General features: G+C 60.2%; 16 protein-coding genes. 7 read left to right on the top strand and 9 right to left on the bottom strand.

Annotated features, from left to right (window positions below):
* Together DOU54_RS27990 and DOU54_RS10910 are read left to right on the top strand one after the other, a co-directional pair.
* On the top strand, nucleotides 1–419 hold a 419-nt coding region (locus DOU54_RS27990; RefSeq protein WP_286079887.1), incomplete at its 5' end, for an alanine racemase.
* Nucleotides 420–426: 7 nt separating this feature from the next.
* A complete protein-coding gene (locus DOU54_RS10910; protein WP_006698552.1) occupies nucleotides 427–1,683 on the top strand; it encodes a D-amino acid dehydrogenase in 1,257 nt (418 codons plus the stop codon).
* Between the two features lie 66 nt (nucleotides 1,684–1,749).
* Here the strand turns inward: DOU54_RS10910 and DOU54_RS10905 are convergent, their stop codons facing one another.
* Nucleotides 1,750–2,460 (bottom strand): GntR family transcriptional regulator, encoded by a 711-nt coding sequence (locus tag DOU54_RS10905; protein ID WP_113731273.1) that lies wholly within the window; start codon nucleotides 2,458–2,460, stop codon nucleotides 1,750–1,752.
* 179 nt (nucleotides 2,461–2,639) lie between these two features.
* Here DOU54_RS10905 and DOU54_RS10900 point away from each other — a divergent pair, with 179 nt between their 5' ends.
* Entirely contained in the window at nucleotides 2,640–3,143 is a 504-nt protein-coding gene (locus tag DOU54_RS10900) for a BA14K family protein (RefSeq protein WP_004438678.1), read from the top strand.
* A 127-nt stretch (nucleotides 3,144–3,270) separates the two neighbouring features.
* On the opposite strand, the gene DOU54_RS10895 is transcribed toward DOU54_RS10900, so the two are convergent.
* Together DOU54_RS10895 and DOU54_RS10890 are read right to left on the bottom strand one after the other, a co-directional pair.
* The gene (locus tag DOU54_RS10895) at nucleotides 3,271–4,635 is read right to left on the bottom strand and encodes a sigma-54-dependent transcriptional regulator (protein WP_034498212.1); all 1,365 of its coding nucleotides are present in this window, start codon (nucleotides 4,633–4,635) and stop codon (nucleotides 3,271–3,273) included.
* Between the two features lies 1 nt (nucleotide 4,636).
* Nucleotides 4,637–6,478 carry a sensor histidine kinase gene (locus tag DOU54_RS10890; RefSeq protein WP_113731272.1) on the bottom strand — a complete coding sequence of 614 codons (1,842 nt, stop codon included), beginning with the start codon at nucleotides 6,476–6,478 and terminating at the stop codon, nucleotides 4,637–4,639.
* A 236-nt stretch (nucleotides 6,479–6,714) separates the two neighbouring features.
* Here DOU54_RS10890 and DOU54_RS10885 point away from each other — a divergent pair, with 236 nt between their 5' ends.
* Nucleotides 6,715–8,061 (top strand): dicarboxylate/amino acid:cation symporter, encoded by a 1,347-nt coding sequence (locus DOU54_RS10885; protein WP_113731271.1) that lies wholly within the window; start codon nucleotides 6,715–6,717, stop codon nucleotides 8,059–8,061.
* A gap of 183 nt (nucleotides 8,062–8,244) precedes the next feature.
* Entirely contained in the window at nucleotides 8,245–8,682 is a 438-nt protein-coding gene (locus tag DOU54_RS10880) for an EamA family transporter (protein WP_004438669.1), read from the top strand.
* A gap of 39 nt (nucleotides 8,683–8,721) precedes the next feature.
* Here DOU54_RS10880 and DOU54_RS10875 read toward each other — a convergent pair whose 3' ends face one another.
* Complete coding sequence (locus DOU54_RS10875) at nucleotides 8,722–10,074, bottom strand: aspartate aminotransferase family protein (protein ID WP_113731270.1); 1,353 nt, start codon at nucleotides 10,072–10,074, stop codon at nucleotides 8,722–8,724.
* Between the two features lie 36 nt (nucleotides 10,075–10,110).
* Entirely contained in the window at nucleotides 10,111–10,845 is a 735-nt protein-coding gene (locus DOU54_RS10870; protein WP_004438662.1) for an SDR family NAD(P)-dependent oxidoreductase, read from the bottom strand.
* Nucleotides 10,846–11,075: 230 nt separating this feature from the next.
* On the opposite strand from DOU54_RS10870, the gene DOU54_RS10865 reads away from it, so the two are divergent.
* Nucleotides 11,076–12,722 carry a GNAT family N-acetyltransferase gene (locus DOU54_RS10865; protein ID WP_113731269.1) on the top strand — a complete coding sequence of 549 codons (1,647 nt, stop codon included), beginning with the start codon at nucleotides 11,076–11,078 and terminating at the stop codon, nucleotides 12,720–12,722.
* A 57-nt stretch (nucleotides 12,723–12,779) separates the two neighbouring features.
* Nucleotides 12,780–13,934, top strand: coding sequence for an amidohydrolase (locus tag DOU54_RS10860; protein WP_113731268.1), 1,155 nt, complete (start codon nucleotides 12,780–12,782; stop codon nucleotides 13,932–13,934).
* A 28-nt stretch (nucleotides 13,935–13,962) separates the two neighbouring features.
* Here DOU54_RS10860 and DOU54_RS10855 read toward each other — a convergent pair whose 3' ends face one another.
* From DOU54_RS10855 to bcsA, 4 genes are read right to left on the bottom strand one after another with little or no spacing between them, the layout of a single operon-like run.
* On the bottom strand, nucleotides 13,963–16,290 hold the full coding sequence (locus tag DOU54_RS10855) for a tetratricopeptide repeat protein (protein ID WP_177319408.1): 2,328 nt from the start codon (nucleotides 16,288–16,290) through the stop codon (nucleotides 13,963–13,965).
* Nucleotides 16,281–17,336, bottom strand: coding sequence for a family 8 glycosyl hydrolase (locus DOU54_RS10850; protein WP_113731267.1), 1,056 nt, complete (start codon nucleotides 17,334–17,336; stop codon nucleotides 16,281–16,283). The genes DOU54_RS10855 and DOU54_RS10850 overlap by 10 nt, the downstream gene beginning before the upstream one ends.
* Nucleotides 17,333–19,822 (bottom strand): cellulose biosynthesis cyclic di-GMP-binding regulatory protein BcsB, encoded by a 2,490-nt coding sequence (locus DOU54_RS10845; protein WP_113731266.1) that lies wholly within the window; start codon nucleotides 19,820–19,822, stop codon nucleotides 17,333–17,335. Before DOU54_RS10845 ends, DOU54_RS10850 begins: the two co-directional genes overlap by 4 nt.
* A complete protein-coding gene (bcsA, locus tag DOU54_RS10840; protein WP_022563664.1) occupies nucleotides 19,819–22,008 on the bottom strand; it encodes a UDP-forming cellulose synthase catalytic subunit in 2,190 nt (729 codons plus the stop codon). Before bcsA ends, DOU54_RS10845 begins: the two co-directional genes overlap by 4 nt.
* Between the last annotated feature and the right edge of the window lie 85 nt (nucleotides 22,009–22,093).

Raw genomic sequence — 22,093 nt, 5'->3', positions numbered from 1 at the left:
ATCTCGCCGTGATCCAGACCCGCACCGTTCCCGCCGGTTCGCTGGTTGGTTACGGCGGTTCCTTCGAAGCGTCCGGCTCCACGCGTCTGGCGACCATCGCCGCCGGTTATGCCGACGGCCTGCCGCGCTCGCTCAGCAATCGCGGCGCGGCATGGTATGATGGCGTGCGCCTGCCGATTGCGGGGCGCGTTTCGATGGACAGCATCATTCTGGACATATCCGCCCTGCCCGAGGGAACATTGACCCAAGGCAGTTTCGTGCAGATGATCGGCCCCGAGCAAACGCTTGAAGACATCGCGGACGATGCGGGCACGATCGCCTACGAAATCCTGACCGGCCTCGGCCGTCGTTATCGCCGTACCTATATTCAGCCGGACGAAACCCCGGCCTTTGCCTCAACATCAGTCAATCACAAGTGAGACGATCATGAACGTCACTATCCTCGGAGCCGGCGTCGTCGGCGTGACATCCGCCTGGTATCTGGCCAAAGCCGGGCACAAGGTGACGGTGATCGACCGGCAGCCGGCTGCAGCGCTCGAGACCAGCTTTGCCAATGCGGGTGAGGTTTCCCCCGGCTATTCTTCGCCCTGGGCCGCGCCGGGCATTCCGGTCAAGGCCATGAAATGGCTGTTCATGAAACATGCACCGCTGATCATTCGCCCGACGGTCGATCCGGCGGCCTGGCGCTGGATGAGCCAAATGCTGCGCAACTGCACCTCGGCGCGTTATGCCATCAACAAGAGCCGCATGGTGCGCGTCGCGGAATATAGCCGCGACTGCCTGATGGCACTGCGGGAAGAGACAGGTATCCAGTATGACCAGCGCATGCAGGGCACGCTGGAGGTATTCCGCACACAAAAGCAGTTTGACGCCATCGGCAAGGACGTGGACGTGCTGACGGCGGGCGGCGTGCCTTTCGAAATTCTCGACCGAGACGGCTGCGCCGCCGTGGAACCCGGCCTCTCGCCATCGAAGGAAAAGATCGTCGGCGGGCTGCGCCTGCCTGGCGACGAGACCGGTGACTGCTACATGTTCACCACCGAGCTTGCCCGCATGGCGGAAGAAGCGGGCGTTACCTTCCTGTACGACACGGGGATCATGCGCCCCATCGTTGAGGCGGGACGCGTTAAGGCGGTGGAGACCACCCGTGGGCTTGTGGAAGCGGATATTTTTGTCGCCGCGCTTGGCAGCTACTCTCCGCAGTTCCTGCGTCAGCTCGGTCTGACCCTGCCGGTCTACCCGGTCAAGGGTTACTCCATCACGGTGCCGATTGTGAAAGAGGAACGGGCACCCGTCTCCACGGTGATGGATGAAACGTTCAAGGTCGCGATCACCCGGCTCGGTTCGCGCATCCGTGCTGGCGGAATGGCGGAAATCGCCGGCTTCAGCAAGGACTTGCCCGCAGCGCGGCAGGCAACGCTCGCCCATTCGGTGGAAGACCTGTTCGGCGGCGCGGGCGATCAGTCGCAGGCGAAATTCTGGTGTGGCCTGCGCCCGATGACGCCAGATGGTACGCCTGTCATCGGTGCCACCCGCTACAGCAACCTTTACCTCAACACCGGCCACGGCACGCTCGGCTGGACAATGTCTTGTGGCTCCGCGCGCGTCCTTGCGGACATGATCAGCGGTGCGACGCCCGAGATCGACACCCACGATCTGGCAATCAGCCGCTACGCGGCATGACCGGCACGCCGCGGTTTCCGCTGATATCGCCCTCGCACGTCGTGTGAGGGCCGATGCACCGATATCCTAAAGCGCCAGAGCGTCCCTAAGGGCTAGACCTTCCTTGGTACGAAGGTCAAGATCGGCCTCTATATGATTGAGATGTTGCAGCATCAGCGCCCGGGCCCTTGCCGCATCCTTCGCCTCCAGCGCATCCAGAAGATCGGCATGTTCGTTATGACCGCAGCTCGATACGCCGGAGCGCCCATAGAGCGCGATGACCAGCGATGAGCGCGCAACCAGTTCATCCATGAATTTTTCCAGGATGGCATTGCCGGCAATTGACGCCAGCATCAGGTGAAAATCACCCGAGGCCTTGATTTCGGCCCGCCGTGCGCTCGGCCCGCGTTCCTGCTGATGCCTGCTCTCCTCCAACAGATGTTCCCGCAGCTTTTTTACCGCCGCAGGCGTGATTTTTTCGATTGCCGAGTCAACGACGCCGGGCTCGATCAGCCGGCGGGACGCAAATACCTGCCGCGCCTCGTCGGGCGTCGGATTAGAAACGAAAGCGCCCCGATTGCGCTCGGCCTTCACGAGGCCCTCATAGGCAAGCATCTGCAGCGCCGCGCGCACCACCGTGCGACTGACATCGAACAACGTTCCCACTTCCGATTCCGACAATTTCGTTCCCGGCGCCAGCCGGCGATCGACAATGGCGTCGCGCAAAGTGTCTCGAATGGCCTGGGCACGATCCTCATGTGATGAATCGGGAGATACGGTTATGTGGGCAAGGCTCATGGGCGCGTCCTGTTTGCTCCCGAGTTTTAGCGCGAAGCGTGGGACGCAGGCAAACGGGAATTGTGGGCGACAGCCGGTCTGCCACAATTCATTCAGCGACCGTTCAGCAGGCGGGCTGTATTTCCTTAACCATCGAATTTGCAACTGGCAGCACCCTGCCAACTGGATGGAAAAACACCATGTCGTCCTTTGCAGCTAAAACCGTTATGGCTATCGCCGTCGCCGCCGCAACCATCGCTCCCTTCAACAGCGCATCCGCCGGTGACTGGGACCGCCACGACCGCCGCGACGCGGCGCTTCTGGGAGGTGTGCTTGGCCTTGCCGCCGGTGTTGCCGTTGGTTCCGCCCTTTCCCGCCCGGCACCGGTGGAGGAGGAACGGGTCTATATCGATCCGGCACCGCGCCGTTATCAGGCCTATGAGCCGAGCTATGTCTATGAAGAGCCGGACTATCGTTACTACCGGCCAGCACCGCAGCCGGTTTATCGCCCGGCGCCGGTCTATCGCGCCCAGCCGGTTTACGACAGCCGCCCCGTCTATAATCAGCGCCAGACCTATCGCACCATCGAGCCGTGGACCAACGCCTGGTACGATTATTGCTCGCAGCGTTACCGCAGCTTCAATTCCCGCACCGGCACCTACACGGATTATGACGGTCAGCGTCATTTCTGCGTAGCAGGCTGAAACGGCGGCCGTTGCCGCAATTGCTGCGATTATTGCCAGGCCGCAGACGGAAAAGTCTGCGGCTTTTCAGTGGGGGTCGGAGCAGGACGACGTCGCGCTGTCGCCATAAGTCGTCCTCTGCGCAGTTTCAGGCCGCGCCGTTCTTCACATAGTCCGCCCGGTTGATACCATGGCGTTGCAGCTTGTCGTAAAAAGTCTTGCGGGCGATACCGAGCGTGGCGATGGTTTCCGCAACGTCGCCATTGGATTGCTCCAGTGTCTCGCGGATGATGCGCGCCTCGATCTCGTCCATACGCTCCGGCAAGGTGCCGGAAGCCGGGATTTCCGACTGCAGAACAGATGTGGCCGCCAATTCCGTCTCAAGCCCCAGAACTACCCTCTCGGCAAAATGGCCGAGTTCCCGGACATTGCCAGGCCAATCATGATCGTTGAGACGACGGGAAACCCCGGCGCCGATCTGCGGCACCGGCATGTTGAAGCGGTTGGCTGCCTTGGTGACGAAGTGGGAAAACAGGAGTGGAATATCCGCCCTGCGTTCACGAAGCGGCGGTATCGACAATGTGACGACATTCAGCCGGTAATAAAGGTCCTCACGAAACGCGCCGCGTTCGGCCGGATCGCCGAGGTCAACCTTGGCCGCCGCAACCACGCGGATATCGACAGGTCGCTCCTCGTTTGAACCAAGCGGCGAAACCTCGCGCATTTCCAGCACACGCAGCATTTTCACCTGCACGGCAAGCGGCATGCTTTCGATCTCGTCCAGGAACAACGTGCCACCACTTGAATGTTCGATGCGGCCGACACGTTTTTTCTGTGCCCCGGTAAATGCCCCCGGCTCATGGCCGAAAAGCTCGCTTTCGATCACCGTTTCCGGTAGCGCACCACAATTCAGCGCGACGAAATTGCCCTTGGCGCGCTTCTTGCTCCAGCGATGAAGGGCCGTTGCCACCACTTCCTTGCCGCTGCCCGTTTCGCCGGCCACCAGCACATCGACATCCGTATCGGCAATATGCCTGAGCGTCATGCGCAAGCGCTCCATGGCGGGTGTCTGCCCGATCAGCGGCAGATCGTCCTCCGCCTGCCCGGCTGCCCGGCGAAGCGCGCGATTTTCCAGCACGAGGCGGCGTTTTTCGAGGGCTCTGCGGGCGCTTTCCACCATCCGTTCGGCGGGAAACGGCTTGGCTATGAAGTCATAGGCGCCGTTGTGGAGCGCATCAACGGCCATGGGTACATCGCCATGGCCGGTAATGAGGATGACAGGCAAGTCCGCATCGATCTTGCGGACATGGTCGAAAAATTCCAGCCCGGTCATGCCTGGCATGCGCACATCAGTGATAACGACGCCGTCGAAATCTTCACTCAAAGCTGCAAGCGCCTGCTCGGCTCGGGAAAAGGAAGTGACCGGCAGCCCGTCTAGCTCCAGCGTCTGCACCATCGCCTTGCGCAGCTGCGAGTCGTCATCGACCAGAAATATAGTACCATCCGCCGTCATGTCATGCTCGCTTCAGATATAAGGAAAAACACGTGCCTGCCTCGCCACTCGTCACCTCAATGCGCCCGCCATAGTCCGAAGCGATATCGTTTGAGATGACAAGGCCAAGGCCGAGACCGCCCTCCTTGGAGGTATTGAAGGGTGAAAAAAGCTGGGCACGGATGGCTTCCGGAATGCCCCCGCCATTGTCGCCAACCGAGATTACAACCGCGTCGCCCTCTTCGCGAACACGCACCTCCACCCGGGCCGTATCAATCGCTTCAGTCGCTTCCAGCGCGTTTTGCAGAAGATTGATGAGGATTTGCTCCAGCCGGATGCGGCTGCCGAGCACTTTCAGATCCTGATCGGGCAAGACAATATCGAGCGCGTCCATCTGACCGGAAAAACGGCTGCGCAGCAGCATCACCGCGCCTTCGATGACGGTTCGAACACTGACAGGTTCAGCGCCGGTTCGGCCCTTGCGCGCGAGTATCTTCAGATCGCTGGTAATCGTGCCGATACGCTCGGTAAGGGCGGCAATGTCCTCAAGATTTTCACTGGCTTCAGCCAGACGTTCACGCTTCAGCAGAGTGCGCGCATTATCGGCAAAGGCGCGGATTGTCGCCACAGGCTGGTTTATCTCATGGGCCACGCCAGCCGCCACCTGCCCAAGAATGGAAAGGCGGTTGGCCTGCACCAGCTCATGCTGGACATTGCGCAACTCCCCGGTGGTCTTTTCGTGCAGGGCGATTTCCGCCTGAAGATGATCGCGCGTCTTCGTCAGATCTCGGGTTCTCTCCTGTACCTTAAGTTCAAGCTCGGCGCGGGCCCTTTGTTCTTCTTCCTTTTCTTTCAGAGCCTTGTGCCTGCGCCACAGCCACAGCGCCGAAAGCGCAATCAGCGGCATGAGCGTCGCCAGCGCCACCGCCCTGCCCTCGCGGATGGCGGCATTCAGAGCGGGTGCGACGGGCTGAAGATAATGCAGGGTCCAGGATGTCGTCGGCACCGGCATTTCCAGCCGAAGATAATCGCCGCGTTCGCGCCCCGGCTCATCAACGTGGATGAGCGGAACACCGTCGCCCAGTGATCGAGCCGTTCGGAAAGGCAGCGTCGCCAGCGCCTCATTGCCGAATTGCAGGCTTTCGGAAATGGTGTTTCGTCGCGCCTCGTCGATGGCCGCGACTGTCTTGAAGCGCCACTCCGGCACGCTCGTCATCAACACGACACCGTTTCTGTCGACGACATAGACCGGCTTGCCTCCGATATTCCAGTCCGCTTCCAGCCGGTTGAACTCGACCTTGGCAATCACGACGCCAAGCGGCCGGCCATCAGGTGCATCGATCCGGCGGGAGATATAGAGACCTGGCCGGCGACTGACATTGCCGAGCGCATAATGTTCGGACATGCCAGTCTTCATCGCCGCCTGAAAATACTCACGGAAGGCATAGTTGGAACCGACAAAGCTGTCCGCCTGCCGCCAGTTGCTCGACGCGATGGTCAGGCCGGTCGGCCCGGTCACGTAAATAACAGAGGACTGGGTTCCTTCGATAAGCCCTTCAAGCTTTCGATTGAGCCGATCAAGAGCCGAAGAGCCGCCGCCATCGAGAGCGACGGCAAGATCGGGATCGCCGGAAAGAACCAGCGGAATAGCCCGCGGCCGCTCCAGCGCAACATTCAAAAGGGCGATCTTCAGTTCCGCATCGGTGGAGGCCTCGGAACCCGCCGCACGCAGGGCCTGATGGCGGGCAAATTCATCGGCGACAAGCAGCATGCCAAAACCGATAAGCAGCCAAAGCCCCGCGAGCGCCAGCCATTGCGCCCGTCGCTTCGCCTGGGAATGAAGTGAATTCTCTATCTGGCTCATAAGCCAATTGTGCGGATTTACGCACAGACCGCAAGAGTTTTTGTCCGGAATTCCGCACAGTCACCTGCCGCGTCTTCTATCCCTCCAAAAAAGAACTTTTTGAATCAGTCAGTTACGGCAAATAATCAAGTCTGGCATGCGTATTGCACATGACTCCACAATCGGCGCGAAGCCGTCAACGACACGGCGATCCCGGGAGGCCAATCAAGGCAGGGTGAGGCCGAGGAGGAAAAAACATGATCGATACGACAGCCGTGGCCGCGGGCCACGCCAAATTGCCATTCTACAAGCATCTGTATTTTCAGGTTCTGGTGGCCATCATAGCCGGTATCGCACTCGGCCATTTCTATCCGGCCTTCGGTGAAGAACTGAAGCCGCTCGGCGACGGCTTCATCCGCCTCGTCAAGATGATCATCGCGCCCGTCATCTTCCTCACTGTCGCAACCGGCATTGCCGGCATGAACGACATGAAGAAGGTTGGCCGCGTGGCTGGCAAGGCCATGATCTACTTCCTCGTATTCTCCACCCTTGCGCTTATCGTCGGCCTCATCGTCGCCAACACCGTGCAGCCCGGCGCGGGCATGAACATCGATCCGGCAACGCTCGATGCAAAGGCCGTCGCGACCTACGCCGACAAGGCCCATGAGCAGACCATTACCGGCTTCCTGATGAACATCATCCCGACGACCATCGTCGGCGCATTCGCCAGCGGCGATATCCTGCAGGTGCTGTTCTTCTCGGTGCTCTTCGGTATCGCGCTCGGCGTCGTCGGCGAAAAGGGCAAGCCGGTCACCGATTTCATGCACGCCCTGATGTATCCGATTTTCAAGCTGGTCGCGATTCTGATGAAGGCCGCCCCGATCGGTGCTTTCGGCGCCATGGCCTTCACCATCGGCAAATACGGCATCTCGTCCGTCACCAATCTTGCGATGCTGATCGGCACTTTCTACGTCACGTCCTTCCTGTTCGTGTTCGTGGTCCTCGGCGCCGTCTGCCGCTATAACGGCTTCTCCATCGTCGCGCTGATCCGCTACATCAAGGAAGAACTGCTGCTGGTTCTCGGTACCTCGTCTTCCGAAGCCGCCCTGCCGGGCCTGATGAGCAAGATGGAAAAGGCCGGCTGCAAACGCTCCGTCGTTGGCCTCGTCATTCCGACCGGTTACTCCTTCAACCTTGACGGCACCAACATCTACATGACGCTGGCAGCCCTCTTCATCGCGCAGGCGACCGGTATTCACCTTTCTTTCGGCGAACAGATTCTGCTGCTGCTGGTCGCCATGCTCTCCTCCAAGGGTGCCGCCGGCATTACCGGTGCAGGCTTCATCACGCTCGCGGCAACGCTGTCCGTCGTGCCTTCGGTTCCGGTCGCCGGCATGGCGCTGATCCTCGGCATCGACCGCTTCATGTCGGAATGCCGCGCGCTCACCAACTTCGTCGGCAATGCGGTCGCCACCATCGTCGTCGCCCGCTGGGAAGGCGAACTGGACCAGGACCAGCTTGCCCGCATGCTCAGCGGCAAGGAAGAATTCACCGGCATCGCCGATGTGGATCAGCTTCCCGCCTCGGTGCAGCCGGCAGAGTAATACGACCTCCCAAGGTCCTGCCTGCCCGGCCTCGTCCGGACAGGCCTCGCATGAAGGCCGGCGCGTCATCTCGATGTGTCGGCCTTTGTCGTTCAAGCAGGTCTCGGAAAACAGTTTTTATCGGACCGGCGATGCTGTAGGCCAGATCAAACAAGAACTGTTGCGATGAATGGAGTGGCCCATATGAGAAACATTTTCCTGGCGTGGCAGTTCTGGGCCCTGTTATCAGCGGCATTCGCGGCTCTGACTGCCATTTTCGCCAAGATCGGCATCGAAAACGTCAATTCCGATTTCGCCACTTTCATCCGAACCATCGTTATTCTCGCTGCCGCAGGCCTGATGGTTTATATCACCGGCAACTGGCAGCAGCCTTCCACCATCTCGGGGAAAACCTGGGCGTTCCTCGTGCTCTCCGGTCTGGCAACCGGCGCATCCTGGATATGCTATTTCCGAGCGCTGAAAATTGGCGACGCGGCCCGTGTCGCACCCATCGACAAGCTCAGTGTCGTCTTTGTCGCCGTCTTTGCAGTGCTGTTTTTGGGCGAAAGGCTTTCGCTGCCAAACTGGCTCGGCGTCGTGCTGATCGCCTGCGGTGCGGTACTTGTGGCCTACCGGGGATAGGTCGGCCGGATCAACCGGCCGGCACAATTGCCAAAATTTTCAGCCTCGGGCGGCCGCAACCTTGTCGAGACCGCGCTTCACACCAGCAAACAGCTCATCCAGTTGCGCCGCGGTAATAATCAGCGGCGGGCAGAAACAGATGGATTCACCGATTGGCCGGGTTATGACACCCTCCTCCTCAATCGCGGCGGCAAGGGCAAACGTCGTATCGCCCGGCTTGATGCCTTCCCATGGCTTCACCTCCAGCGCGCCGATGAGGCCGATACCGCGCGAGGAATGAATGAGCGGGTGATCCGCAAGTGCCTTCAGATGATCGAGGAACCGGCCTTCGAGCCGCGCGACATTGCCGACCAGATCGCGTTCCTGAATGATCTTCAGGTTTTCCAGCCCTACAGCCGTTGCGACCGGGTGGCCGGAGGCGGTGTAGCCATGGCCGAACGATCCGATACGGTCGGACTCATCGGCGATAGGCTGGTAGAAATTATCATTCATGATGATCGCCGAAAGCGGCATGTAGGACGACGAAATCTGCTTTGAGACCACAAGCACGTCCGGCTTGATACCGTAGGTCTCGCAGGCGAACATCTTGCCCGTGCGGCCAAAACCGCAGATGACCTCGTCCACCACAAGCAGGATGTCGTATTTCTTCAGGATCGCCTGTACGCCTTCCCAATAGCCCTCCGGCGGCAAAAGAACGCCACCGGCGCCCATTACCGGCTCGCCCCAGAAGGCGGCGATGGTTTCGGGACCTTCGCGAAGGATCAGATCCTCCAACTCCCCGAGGATACGCGCGGTGAAATCCGCCTCACTTTCGCCCTCCTTCCCGAAATGCACATAGGAGGGGCAGGCCGTATGCAGCATGCGGTCCAGCGGCAGATCGAAACTCTCATGGTTGCGCGGCAAGCCGGTGATCGAGGCCGACGCAATGGTCACGCCATGATAACCCTTGATGCGGCCTATGATCTTTTTCTTTTCCTTCTTGCCCAGCGCATTCGAACGATACCAGACCATCTTGGCGACCAGATCGTTGGCTTCCGAGCCGGAGGAGGTGAAATGAACTTTCGACATCGGCACCGGCGAAAGCTCGATCAGCAGTTCGGCGAGATCAACGGACGGGCTATGCGTCTTGTAGGAGAAGGTGTGGTAATAGGGCAGCTTCTGCATCTGCTTTGTCGCCGCTTCCACCAGCCGCTGTTCACCAAAACCGAGCGCCACCGACCACAGTCCCGCCATTGCCTCGATGTATCGCTTGCCACTGCTGTCGGTGACATAGATGCCCTCGCCGCTTTCAATCACCAGGCCACCGGTCTTTTCGAATTTGCGCAGATTGACATTGGGATGCATCTGATAGGCGATATCGCGTGCCTCGACGGAATTCGGCAGGATGGTCATCGATAATGGCTCCGTTTCGGTTGATTGACTGAGGCGTCAGACGTGCTGTCCGCCATTGATGTGGATTTCCGCGCCGTTGATGTAGCTGGACTGTTCCGAGCAGAGAAAAAGGATTGTCTGCGCCACCTCCGCCGTGGTGCCGAGCCGCCCGAGCGGAACCTGGGCATCCACCAGCTCGGCAGTACCCGGAGACAGAATTGCAGTATTGATTTCCCCAGGCGCAATCGCGTTGGCGCGAACGCCCCGCGGACCGAATTCATGCGCCAGTTCACGCGTCAATGCGGCGAGTGCCGCCTTCGACGTGGCATAAGCAACACCGGCGAAGGGGTGAACCCGCGAACCGACGATGGAGGTGACATTGACGATCGAGCCCTTCGCCGCCTCCAGCTCCGGCAGGAGCGCGCGGGCGAGCAGCGCTGTCGAGACGAGATTGACATTGAGCACCCGCGTCCAGATATCCGCCGTCGTATCCATCACACCAAGGCGGCTTCCGCCTTCGCCCTTAGGCGAAATTCCGGCATTGTTGACAAGTGCCGCAAGCTTTCCTTCCGGAAGGCGTGAACGCACCTCATCTGCCAGGTCTTCTACGCGCGACAGGTCTTCCAGATCGGCCTGGATATGGCTCTCGCGTGCGGAGGGCCAGCGGCATTCCTCGGAAAAGGGTTGCCGCGAAACGGTTAGGATCCTCCAGCCCTTTTCCTGAAACAGCTTGACGGTGGCATGCCCAATTCCCCGGCTGGCACCGGTCAGAAGCATGTAAGGAACAGCCATAGAGAACTCCTGTGCCATGCGGATCGTTGAGCCGGCCTCGCATTCAACACGCATGTTAGAGCGCTTCGGCCGGGTGACAAGGGCTTTTTTGTCGCGGTGGGCGAAGTAAGGCCGCTCGCGGGCTAATCCCATTTGATGCGGGGGTTTCACCCGAACGGAATATTTGAAGCGGATCATTTGCCCATAAAATGAAACCTCCCGAATGTGTGATCTGTATTGGGAGGGGACACATGCGCATCGACATCATTGACACCGACGCCGGCTTCGAGGCGGTTCGGGAAAACTGGGAATCGGTATTCATGGCCGATCCCCATGCCCGGCATTTTCTCTCCTGGGGCTGGCTGCGCGATTACATGCCGCGGCGCAGGCGCTGGTTCGTTCTGGCTCTGAGGGAACGTTCGGAAGGCTCGCCCTATGTGGCGTTTTTTCCGCTGCGCATCGTCACCGAACCGGACAAGAAAACCGGCCGCTTTCACGACAGCATCGTCATGGCCGGCAATGCTGCCGCGGATTATACTGGTTTCATCACCCTGCCGGACTATGAAGATCACGCCGTCGCCGGTTTCTGCGCCTATATAAGACAACAGAACTGGACCGAGCTGAAACTCGATTATCTTTCAGGCCCGCCGGAACGGCGCGATGCCATGATCAGGGCGCTTCAGGGCCCGCTCGTCATGTTCCGCGACAATATGCCGACCAACCCCTACAACATCAACAATTGCATCTGCCCGGTAGTCGCCCTGCCGGACACGTTTGACGGGTATCTTGAAAGCCACATGAGCAGCCAAACCCGGCAAAAGCTCAGGCGTTTCATGAGAAAGGTCGAGGGCGGGGACGAATATCGCATCAGCTTCGCAACGAAAGACACCATCAAGCGGGACATGGACATCCTCTTCGATTTCTGGCGCATCCGCTGGGCGCCGCATAAGGGCAAGGAACGCACCGAGCTCCTGATCGGTGCGACCCGCCAGATGCTGATGGATGTCTATATTCGCGGTGATCTAGAGGTACCTGTGCTGTGGTTCGGCGACCAGCCGCTTGGCGCACTCGCCAACATCATCGATCGCCCGAAAAAATCTGTAATGTTCTACATCACTGGCCGCGACGAGAACTGGAAGACGCCTTCCCCCGGCCTCGTGCTGCACGGGCATTGCATCCGGAGGGCAATCGAGCAGGGTTTCAAGACCTACGATTTCCTGCGTGGCAACGAGCCCTATAAATATTTCTTCGGGCCGGAGGAGCAGAAGCTGAGCTGCACGCTGTTTCGCACCCGCTCGGGTGATAATCTGGGCGGCACGCTTCACCCGCGCAGTATCCGATTTGTCTACGAACAGGGACTCAAATTTTACAAGGCGGGCAGGAAGGCTGCCGCAAGCATCGCCTTCAGCCAGGTGCTTGCCGCAGCGCCTGGTCATTCCGGCGCCCAATTCGGGCTGGCCAACCTGTCTCTTGATCGGGGCGAGTTCCGGGAGGCGGAGATCGCCTTCCTGGCGCTTCTCGCCAGCGGCCAGGACCCGGTTCTGCTTTGGCTTCGCATGGGTGAGGCACGGCTGGCGCAGCAGCATTATCACGAGGCATCCGAGGCCTTCCGCCAGGTCACCAATCGCGCGCCGTTCCACCGCGAAGCGCTCTACAAATGCGCCGTTGCTCTCATCGCCGCCGAAAGAAAGATGGAAGGCGCCGAAATCCTTGAAAGATTGCAGCATTATCATTCGGACGAGGCCCAACATCTCGAATATGCGGAGAAGGCGCGGGCCGCGCTTGCGCGGCTGGAGCTGACGAAAACAAAGATCCCACTCCCTGCCGATGTCATCCCGCTCACCGTCAAACCGAAAACGGCGGGCAAGCGCTGGCACCCGCCAAAGGTTTTGCATTGAAGACAATGATCTGTAAGTTGCGGCAGCATAACGCCGACCGACCTGCAGGGAATTTTGATGTTTCTGACAAATAAGGACATGCTCGATCTCATCGAGCTTCGCCACGATTTGCATCGCCATCCGGAAATTTCCGGAGAGGAGAAAGAAACCGCCCGCCGCGTCCGTGCCTTTCTTGAGCAGGCACCACCTGACCGGCTTCTTGCCGGCCTCGGCGGTCATGGCGTGGCGGCCGTTTATGACAGCGGCAGAAGCGGCCCCTCGGTTCTGATCCGCTCGGAAATCGACGCGCTGCCTATCCACGAAAAGGGTGAAGTTGAATATCGTTCGAACGTCGATGGAAAAGGCCATCTGTGCGGTCACGACGGCCACTCCACCATTCTGACGGCACTGGCGCTTGGCCTTGCCCGCCAGCGGCCGGAGACAGGACGGGTCATTCTTCTCTTTCAGCCGGCGGAAGAAACCGGTGCCGGCGCAGCCGCCGTTATTGCCGATCCACGCTTTGCGGAGATAAAACTGGACTATTCATTTTCACTTCACAACCTCCCCGGCTTGCCCTTCGGCCATGTCAGCGTGGTGGAAGGGCCGGTCAATTGCGCATCGCGGGGCATCAAAATCACGTTAGCGGGCAAGACGGCACATGCTTCCTCACCGGAACACGGCATTTCCCCCATGCGGGCGATTACGAGGCTGATGCCGTCCCTGAGCGATCTCGGTTCCGGTTTTCCGCCGGCACCGGATTTTTCGATGGTGACGATCACCCACGCGATCATGGGGGAAGCGGCCTTCGGCATTTCCCCGGCTGACGCGGAAATCTGGGCGACACTCAGAACGCTGACCGACGACCGGATGGAAAACCTGTGCAACGCCGCGGAGACGCTCGCAAAAAGGGTGGCAGACGAAGAGGGGCTGGCGCTCAATATCACCTATGACGATATTTTCCTGCATTGCGAAAACGCCCCGGACGCCGTCGATCATATCCGGCAGGCGCTGGACGACGAGAAAATCTCCCACGGTTCCGAAGGTCTGCCCATGCGCGCTTCCGAGGATTTCGGCCGTTTCCGTGGCGTCTCGTCGTCGGCGATGTTCTTTCTCGGCGCAGGCCGGGACTATCCCAATCTGCACAACCCCGATTACGACTTTCCGGACGCTCTGATCGGTATCGGTGCGCGCATCTTCATGCGCCTCATTCGTAATCTCACTGACGGGAAATAAACCGTGGCCGGCTGCACGCCGGCCGCTGTCAACCGCCTTGCGGACCGTTGCTCGGCCGGGCGGCGCGCACTGCCGCGAGTCCCCTGATGCCATCGCGATTGCCGATGGAGGCGAGGCTTTCGAATATCTGGGCGGCTTCCCCATAACGGCGCATGGCGAGATAGGAGTAACCGCGCAGCACCATCAGATCAGCACGCTCGTCAGCCAGCCGGGCCCGTTGGTCGAGGAGCAGAAGCGTTTCGGCATAACGTTTCGACTGGAAGGCGGAAACCGCGCGATCGGCGAGGATCGAAACCTGCAGCTCCGTGGCTCGCGGACGATCCATGCGCGATTTCGTCGCCGAGACCGCAGCATGATCCGTCAGCCCCATGCGCAGATAGGCGAGGCTCTGACCATAGGCCGCATCGCTTTTGACACTCGACTGGCCGCCGGCAATGGCGGCTTCAAAAGCTTTCAGCGCCTCGGCCGGTCTATTCGTCTCCATCAGGCACCAACCGAGATCGAGTGCCTGCTGCGGCGGCAATCGCTGCGGATCAGGATAGGCCGCACAAGAGCGTGGACGCGAAGCCGTGTTGTTTGCTCTCTGCGCTGGCGAAGACAGTCTCGCCTGCTTGCGTGACGGTTCAGGCGCCTGGACGACGGGTTGAACATTGGTCACCATCCCTCCCTGCGCCGTCTGAGGCACGGGCGCTGTCTGCTGCGGGGCGGTGGCGAGAGGCGGCGCGGTTACCGCCACGGCCGGCTGGCCGGACTGATCCACCATGCGTGCAGTACCCACATCGGCAATACGCTGCGAGCGACCCGCCCATTGCTGCTGAATGCCCCGCAGGCCAGCGAGGTTGCGCAGGTCGTGATAGCTCAGTGCCACGCCATAGGCAGACGGCTCATCATCCGCTTTCCAGCCAAGCGCAGTGCTGAACCATTGCAAGGCGAGCTGGCTCTGACGGAACGCAAGCGAATACCAGCCGAACTGTTGTGCCGTCGCCGCGTCCTTGCGCGCAACGGTTTCCGCTGCAATGCGCTGCAATACATCCGGCGGCAGCACCACGGGCGGCTCCAGCGCGAGAAGATTGGCGGTTGCGGCAAGATAGGTTGCGAGCGCCTCGTCGGATGTCGCGCGCCATTTGTACATGACGTCCTCGGCTTCACGCGGCTCGTTGCGGTCGATCAGCGCCAGCGCCAGCCCTTGCGAGGCCGATGCGCTGTCCTCTTCCTCGCGCGCCTTGCGGAACCACTTTTCGGCCTCCGCCATATTTTTCTGGCGAATATTATACCAGCCGAGCAGCAGCGCGTCGCTTGCGAGCTTTTCCGTTTCGGCAAGCCGTTCAAGCCGCATCAGATAGGCAGAAGGGACGGTGATCCCCTCTTTCTCTCCTGCCTTCGCCACGAACTGGCGCGCGAGATCGTTCTTGACCGGCTCGAATTCCAGCTGTCCATCGGCGCCGGGCTTTTCCTTGGCCAGAAGCTCACCCATCATTTCCGCCGGCAGCAGCGCGGATGCCTTTTGCACGGTGGCGAGCCTATCACTTGCGACAGTGCAATTGTTGAGAATGTAGAGATAGGCGTCGCGCGCCCGTGCCATCCTGTCCGTATTGGCAAAGGCATCGGCAACCCGCCACAGAACGTCGACCTCGCTGCAGGTCAGCAGACCGGAATTATTGGCGGCCGTATCCACCACCGTCGCATATTGCTTGAGGTCAGATGCGTTGACGAGGCGCTGACGCGCCTCGGCCAGAGACAGCATGCCGGTCAGGTTGTCCGGCGGCTGCCAGCCAGGCTCTGTCTGCTGGCGGTCGGCAATCGCCTTCCTGACCTCGGCATAACGGCCATCGGTATAAAGCTGCCACATGGCATCGAGCTTTGCATCGCCATTTTCCGGGACAGCAAGCGGATCAGCCGGTGGCGTCCAGTTTGGATAAAGCGTGCGAAGTCGCGCGATTTCGGCCTGAAGGCGTTGCGTATCGCCTCTCGCGGCGAAATAGCGCAATGCGCTGAGATCGACTTCCGGCATATCACCCGACGCCGGCTCCGCCACGCGCGCGGCAGGCGCCTGCGCCGTCTGTGTTTGCATTGTCTGGGCGCCGGTCTGTGGCAACGGTCGCGGCTCCGTTGCCGGCACCGTTACCGGCGGGGTCGAGGACTGCGCTAACTGCGCCATCTCGCGATTCTTGACGAAAGCGTTGATTTGAGCCGGATTTGCCGCAGGAGATATCCGCTGCGCGGCGCGATTGTCCCCCACCGCGGAGGTGTGGACGTCCGACACGCGACCGAGAATGCTGTCACGCCAGTGGAAGGCGGCAAGCGCGACTAGAAGCAGGATGAGGGCCGAAGTCGATAGAGGCTTGTTCATCGGCATTCCCCGTTATTCCTTGCCAGAAACGACAATGCCAGAAGATGCAATGTGGAAGGATAATAAAGTGTTGGCTGAAAGCTCTTCAGTTCTTCCGGAACGGCGGCCCCGCCTGCGACACAGGCCGCAAGTGCCGGAATGATGCGATAGCCTGGATCCGACAGCACATCCTTGACCGCTCCGCTCTTCAGATCGAAAGTGCCAGCCGCACCGCTTTCCAGCGTCATGCCGTTCTTCAGCCGGTTGAGCAGCTCGGGCGAGCCCATATTCGCCCGAGAGAGATAAAGCGGAATGCGCACCGCATTGTAACCGAACTCCGGCGGGAAACCCGATGCCGGCTGGGCTCGCGTCCGCACCGATACCCAGTCGGCCGGTAGTTTCCTCTCGCCAAAGGCAAAGGCACCAATCTGCGTCACCCCGTCATCGGCTACCGCTTTCCAGAGCGGCGACGGCGCGACGAGATTGAGCACCGGGAAGGCCTCGAATATCAGATACGACGGATTAACCACCGGACCGTCATCCCGGTCCCCCTCGCCAAAACCGGTTGCAGCCGGCAGGAGCAACGTACGGCCTGCGCGCTGAACTACGGTTTTTTTGAGGATGGCGGATGCCATGGCTGTGGATGCCTCGGCGTAATCCTGTCGATTCCATTGCCCGGCAGCCAGCGCCAGCGCATAGGCGATCAGGATATCGCCATCCGTAGCGTTGTTGATATCGGTCACATGCGGACGTGTGCGCGGATCCCATTTCCAGGCGGACAGTCCGTCATCCCGCACCAGCAGTTCGGTGCGTGTGAAACTCCAGATCAGCTCGAAATCGGCGAGGCTGTCGGACAATACCGCAAGCCACATGCCATAACCCTGACCCTCGCTGTGGCTGATATTGCCGTTGCCCGTATCGATAATGCGGCCACCGGGATCGAGAAACGCACTCTTATAGGCCGACCATGCCTCCGGCGGGATCGACGCGGTGCGGCCCGCTGAAACGGCTGACAGCAACGTCATGATGGAAAGGACGACAACACCGGCCAGTTTCGAAATTCCGCTCTTCATCGATGTCGCCCCATCATGCGCAGCATGGCAAATGTCGCGAGACCGAGGAGCGACACGAAACCAATGAAGGCCAATGAATAGGAGAGAACGTTAGAAGACAGCCAGTTGGCCGCAATCAGCCTGAAGTTCGAGAAGGAAAATGGCCGGGTGCTATAAAGATATGGCCGTTCCACTTCGACGGTCTCGATTTTTTCAGCACCTGCGTCGTAAGCGGCGACACGCCCCGTGACGCCACCCCACCGGTTTTCACGCGTCATCGCCGCCATGCCCCCCAAAAGCTCTCCCGAACTTGGCGCGGTTGCGAGCGTCCAAACCCCTTCACCTGAGGGGCTCAGTCCCTGGGCCAGCATGAAGGAAACATTGGCAGGCGGCGCATAGGGCTGCTCGGCTGCAGGCAGGAAGCGCAATGTATCCGAACTCAGGTCGAAGTTGCGCTTCATCCATTCCTCAAAGGACGAAACCTGTCCTTCCCAGATGCCGCCGTCGACCCGTTCACGCCAGTCATTAAAGAGGTTTTCACTGTTTTGGGCAGGCTGCTGAACACCGGCTCCCACTTTCCAGGAGATCTGGCTGGAGGGAACGAGATTGAACTGGCTGATCAAAGCCTGCGGAAATTGTGAGATCGTACCAACGAATAATGCGTCACGGTCGCCGATCACCAGTGGCGACGCGACGGTCTCAATGTCGATCGGATGCCCCGCCACGCTCGCCAGCCGGCTGATGAGCGTAGCCGCGGCGGACATCGTGTCCGTGTCAAAACGATCAAGAGACAGGGCGACGGGAGTAGTCCCAGTGCGGTAGGGCTGCCCGGCGCCAGCCATAGCAGCGAGATCGGGTTTGCGACCGATCTGCGCATAGTCCGGAATATGAATTTCCGATGTGTCGAACAATGCAAAACGGGGCGTTGCGCTCGCTGGCGCACCCGGTGCGCAGGCCTGATCCTGCGCCGTCATCAACACCGCTTCAATGGTCACCTTGTTCGGACCCGGCTTGAAGTGCCGCATTGTCACATTGATCGGCAGATGTCTGAAAATACCCCCACCATTATTGGAGATAGGCACGGTGGAGGCGATCTGGTCATTGACATAGATGTCGACATGGCTGCCGGGCAACACCTGCGAAGAATAGGCTGCATCCAGGAGAAGCGACGCTTCGCCATAGGCCGACGCATAAAAATCGGCGGGCATGCCGATGTAAAATTCATTGCGGAAACGCCGGCCGCTGAACTCGCTGCTTTCGATACCGAGTTCCGAAAGCGCGATCCGACGGTCCGACATGATCAGTGGCACATCGGGTGCGTGCCAGCTGCGCGTCGAAAAAGTGGCTCGCTGAGCGCCCGGTGTTCGCGAGATCGAGGAAAACAGCGTCTCTATCGCCGCTTGCACCGCCTGGGGGGTCGGACCGGTGACGAGAAGCGGCGACGCTCCGCCCGCGACGGCGCTGCCGAAGCCTGCGAAAGCGCCCGCTGATGCTTCAGGTGGCAAAGTTCCGGCCATGCCGGCGATTTCCCGAGCGGTGCCGACGAGGACCGACAGCGTTCCCGCTTTCCGTTCGACGGGAGGGGCCGTCACAAAACGGACCGTCTGGTTCGGCATCTGGGTTCTGAGCGCCAGCGCCTGCGAAAGACGCAGGAGAGAATCCGCAAATGCCGGATTGCCGAGCGCCGGTGCCACGATTTCGATCGACGTCGTCGCCTTGCCATCCGGTCCGGTCGCCTGGATGTCGTCGATGTTGGCGAAACTGCCCGCAACATCGGCGTTAAAGCCTATGAAGGTATTTGCCGGATCGACATCGGTCCATAGATCGTAAGTGGACTGGATCGTGCAATCTGTTCTGTGGCGCTGCTGCACCCCGAGCGACACGACATTCGCGCCGACCTGAAGGACACCGGGCGGAATTTTAAGGGAAATATTCCCCTGACTGTCCGGCGCCTCGATACGCGCTGCACCAAGCCCGACATTGTTCACGCTGACCTGAAAGTTCGAGCTTTCCGGGGCAACAACGATCGCGTTCTGATAACCGACATTCAGCGATACGGCTGCATTCACCTGCTCTGGCGTCAGATAGATACTCCATTGCCGCCGGTCCATTTCCCCCGAAAGGCTGAGCTTTTCATAGGGAAGGATATAGCGGCGGCGGCCATCCGCTGAAGAAGACGAGGCGCGCATGGAACCGGGTGAGATGCTTTCCCGGCGCGCGGGCACGGTCACCGGGGGAACCGGCGGCGGTTGGGCCGTCACGTCTGGGGAAGGCGCAGGCTGAGCCGCGAAAGGTGGCGGAACAGGTGGCTGCGCCGGCGTCGGGACCTCCGGCTCACGACGCGGTTCCACCGGAGAAATGGCGGGCGGCTCCGCGGGCTTTAGCACGGTCTGGGCCGGCCTTTCCGGGGACATGTCGAAGGGGGATGACTGCGCAATGGCGCTCGTCGCGACTGCACCCCAGATCATCACTGTCAGCGACTGCCTGATAGGTCCGCGGCCGGTCATTTTACGGCTCCGGCAGGTTTGACGGCCTTGGAACCCGGCCGCAGCGCGCGCGCCAGATAAAAGAGACCACGCTGCGTCTGGAAGAGCGATATTGCCAGGAAGGTCGCCGTACCGCGAATGAGGCCGGGGTTCCTGCGTCGCACACGCTGAAACTCGCTCCATTGCTCGGAATTGGCAAAAATCAGGTCGGCGATAAGGCGATGATCGACAGCCCGCTGTGGGGAGAAGGTGCAGCCGATCGAAATGAACCCCTCGCCTCGCACCGTCCGCACAATATTGAGAGGCATCGTTTCCGGCACGCCCTCGCTGTGGGGTTTGACCCTGACGATCGCAGTCTCGCCTTTTTGGACTGTAGTTGCGTTATCGAATAGATTGATGAGCAGACCGTGGACGGAAACATTGTCGATGGAGGCCGGCACCCAGGTGTCGCTGCCCTCAAGCTTGACCTCGCAGCGCCGCTTCACGGTGATGCGCCGCGAGGCGGACTTGTCGCCGCGTTCAGAAACCACCCCCAGCGCGCAACCGGCGAAGATGAGGTTCAGCAGGTTCCAGCCGCCGACCACGAGCGTGACATCCGCCTTGTAGGGCTCGCTGTAGATACGCCAGACGGCAAAGATCATCGCCACCACCAGCAATCCGAAAATCACGAAGAACGGCCGGCTGATTTCCGAGAGCCGCGCCTCAGCGATGGATTCATCCTTCGCCGTGACCTTGAAGGTTGGCTTGCCCGGATTGAAGATCACTGAAACGACGGCGGGCAGGAGGTGAACCGTCTGCACATATTCGTAGAGTTCCGATATCCACGGCCAGCGGAAACTGCCGTAGAGATAGTTCTGCATCATGAGGTTCACGAGCATGTAGGCCGCCGTATAGGCTAGAAATTCGCCGCCCGAGGCCACAAATATCTGCAGGTCGAAGAAAAGATAGAACAGCGGCGCAAACAGGAAGATCGTGCGCGGAAACGGAAATAGCCAGAACAGCGTCGAGGACATGTAGCAGAGGCGCTGCGTGAATGTGAGGCCACGCTTGAACAGGGGCTGACGGAAAATCAGGATCTGCATCATGCCCTGCGCCCAGCGGCTGCGCTGACCGATGAAGCTTGCGAAAGTGGCCGGCTGCAGCCCGGCAATCAGGGGCTTGTCCACATAGATGCTGTTCCAGCCGCGGGAATGCAGTGCGAGGGCTGTTTCACAATCTTCCGTGATGCTGACACCGCTGAAACCTTCGGTATCCTGCAGGGCCTCGCGCCGCAGTACGGCGGCGGAACCGCAGAAGAAGGCGCCGTTCCACTTATCCAGACCGCGCTGGATGATGCCGTAAAACATCTCATTTTCGCTCGGCATCGTCTCGAAGGTTCGCAGATTGCGCTCGATCGGATCCGGATTGACGAAGAAATGCGGCGTCTGCACCAGGAACAGCCGCGGGTCTTCTTCGAAATAACCAACGGTTTCCAGCAGGAAGTCGCGCGCGGGCGCGTGGTCGGCGTCGAAGACCGTGACGAGTTCGCCGGTCGAATGGGCAAGGCCGTTATTGAGATTTCCGGCCTTGGCGTGGACATTGCGCTCGCGCGTCAGATAACGCACGTCGAGGTCTTCGCAGAGCTTCTTGAGCTCTTCATGGCGGCGCTGCGCGGCCTGCGCTTCGACAATATTGGCGGCATTGCGCTTCTGAACCGAGCCGCCATCGTCCAGCAGCCAGACCGTGAAGCGGTCCGCCGGATAATCCATGTTTTTGGCCGCCGCCAGCGTATTGGCCAGAAGCTCCGCATCCTCGTTGTAACTGGGCACGAAGACATCCACTGTCGGACGGTATGTGGGCGAGCCGGGCCTGGTCTTGCGCGACGGCAGCGGCATGGACACGATGACAAGGCTGAGCGCCAGCATCACCACGCTATACATTTCCGCCAGATAGAGCAGAAAACCGGGAATGAAGTTCTCAAGCTGATTGACGGGAGGCAACGTGCTTGTCGTGCGCCAGTAGACGTAACGAAGCACGATGGCCGTACCGAAACCGAGCGCCACCAGCCGCCAGACCCCCTGCCCGTTGAAGCCCTTGATCGTTGCGAGGAGAATAAGCGAGATTGCCGTTGCGACCAGGTGGGTCTGCAAGCTGACCGGCATCGTGATGATGGCCAGAACGCAAAGCGACACAAGCAACCAGACAATGATTGTGATGGCCTTGTTCATCCAGAAACTTTCCGTTCTCGTCCCCATCCGGAATTTCGGCCCGGAATCTCCGCTCTCGTCCCCGCCATCATCTGCATCCCTGCCC

Source organism: Agrobacterium sp. MS2 (assembly GCF_003261015.1).
GTDB lineage: Bacteria > Pseudomonadota > Alphaproteobacteria > Rhizobiales > Rhizobiaceae > Agrobacterium > Agrobacterium pusense.
Note: the sequence above shows the minus strand (reverse complement) of the source record. Positions and strands in the feature narration are given on the sequence as shown.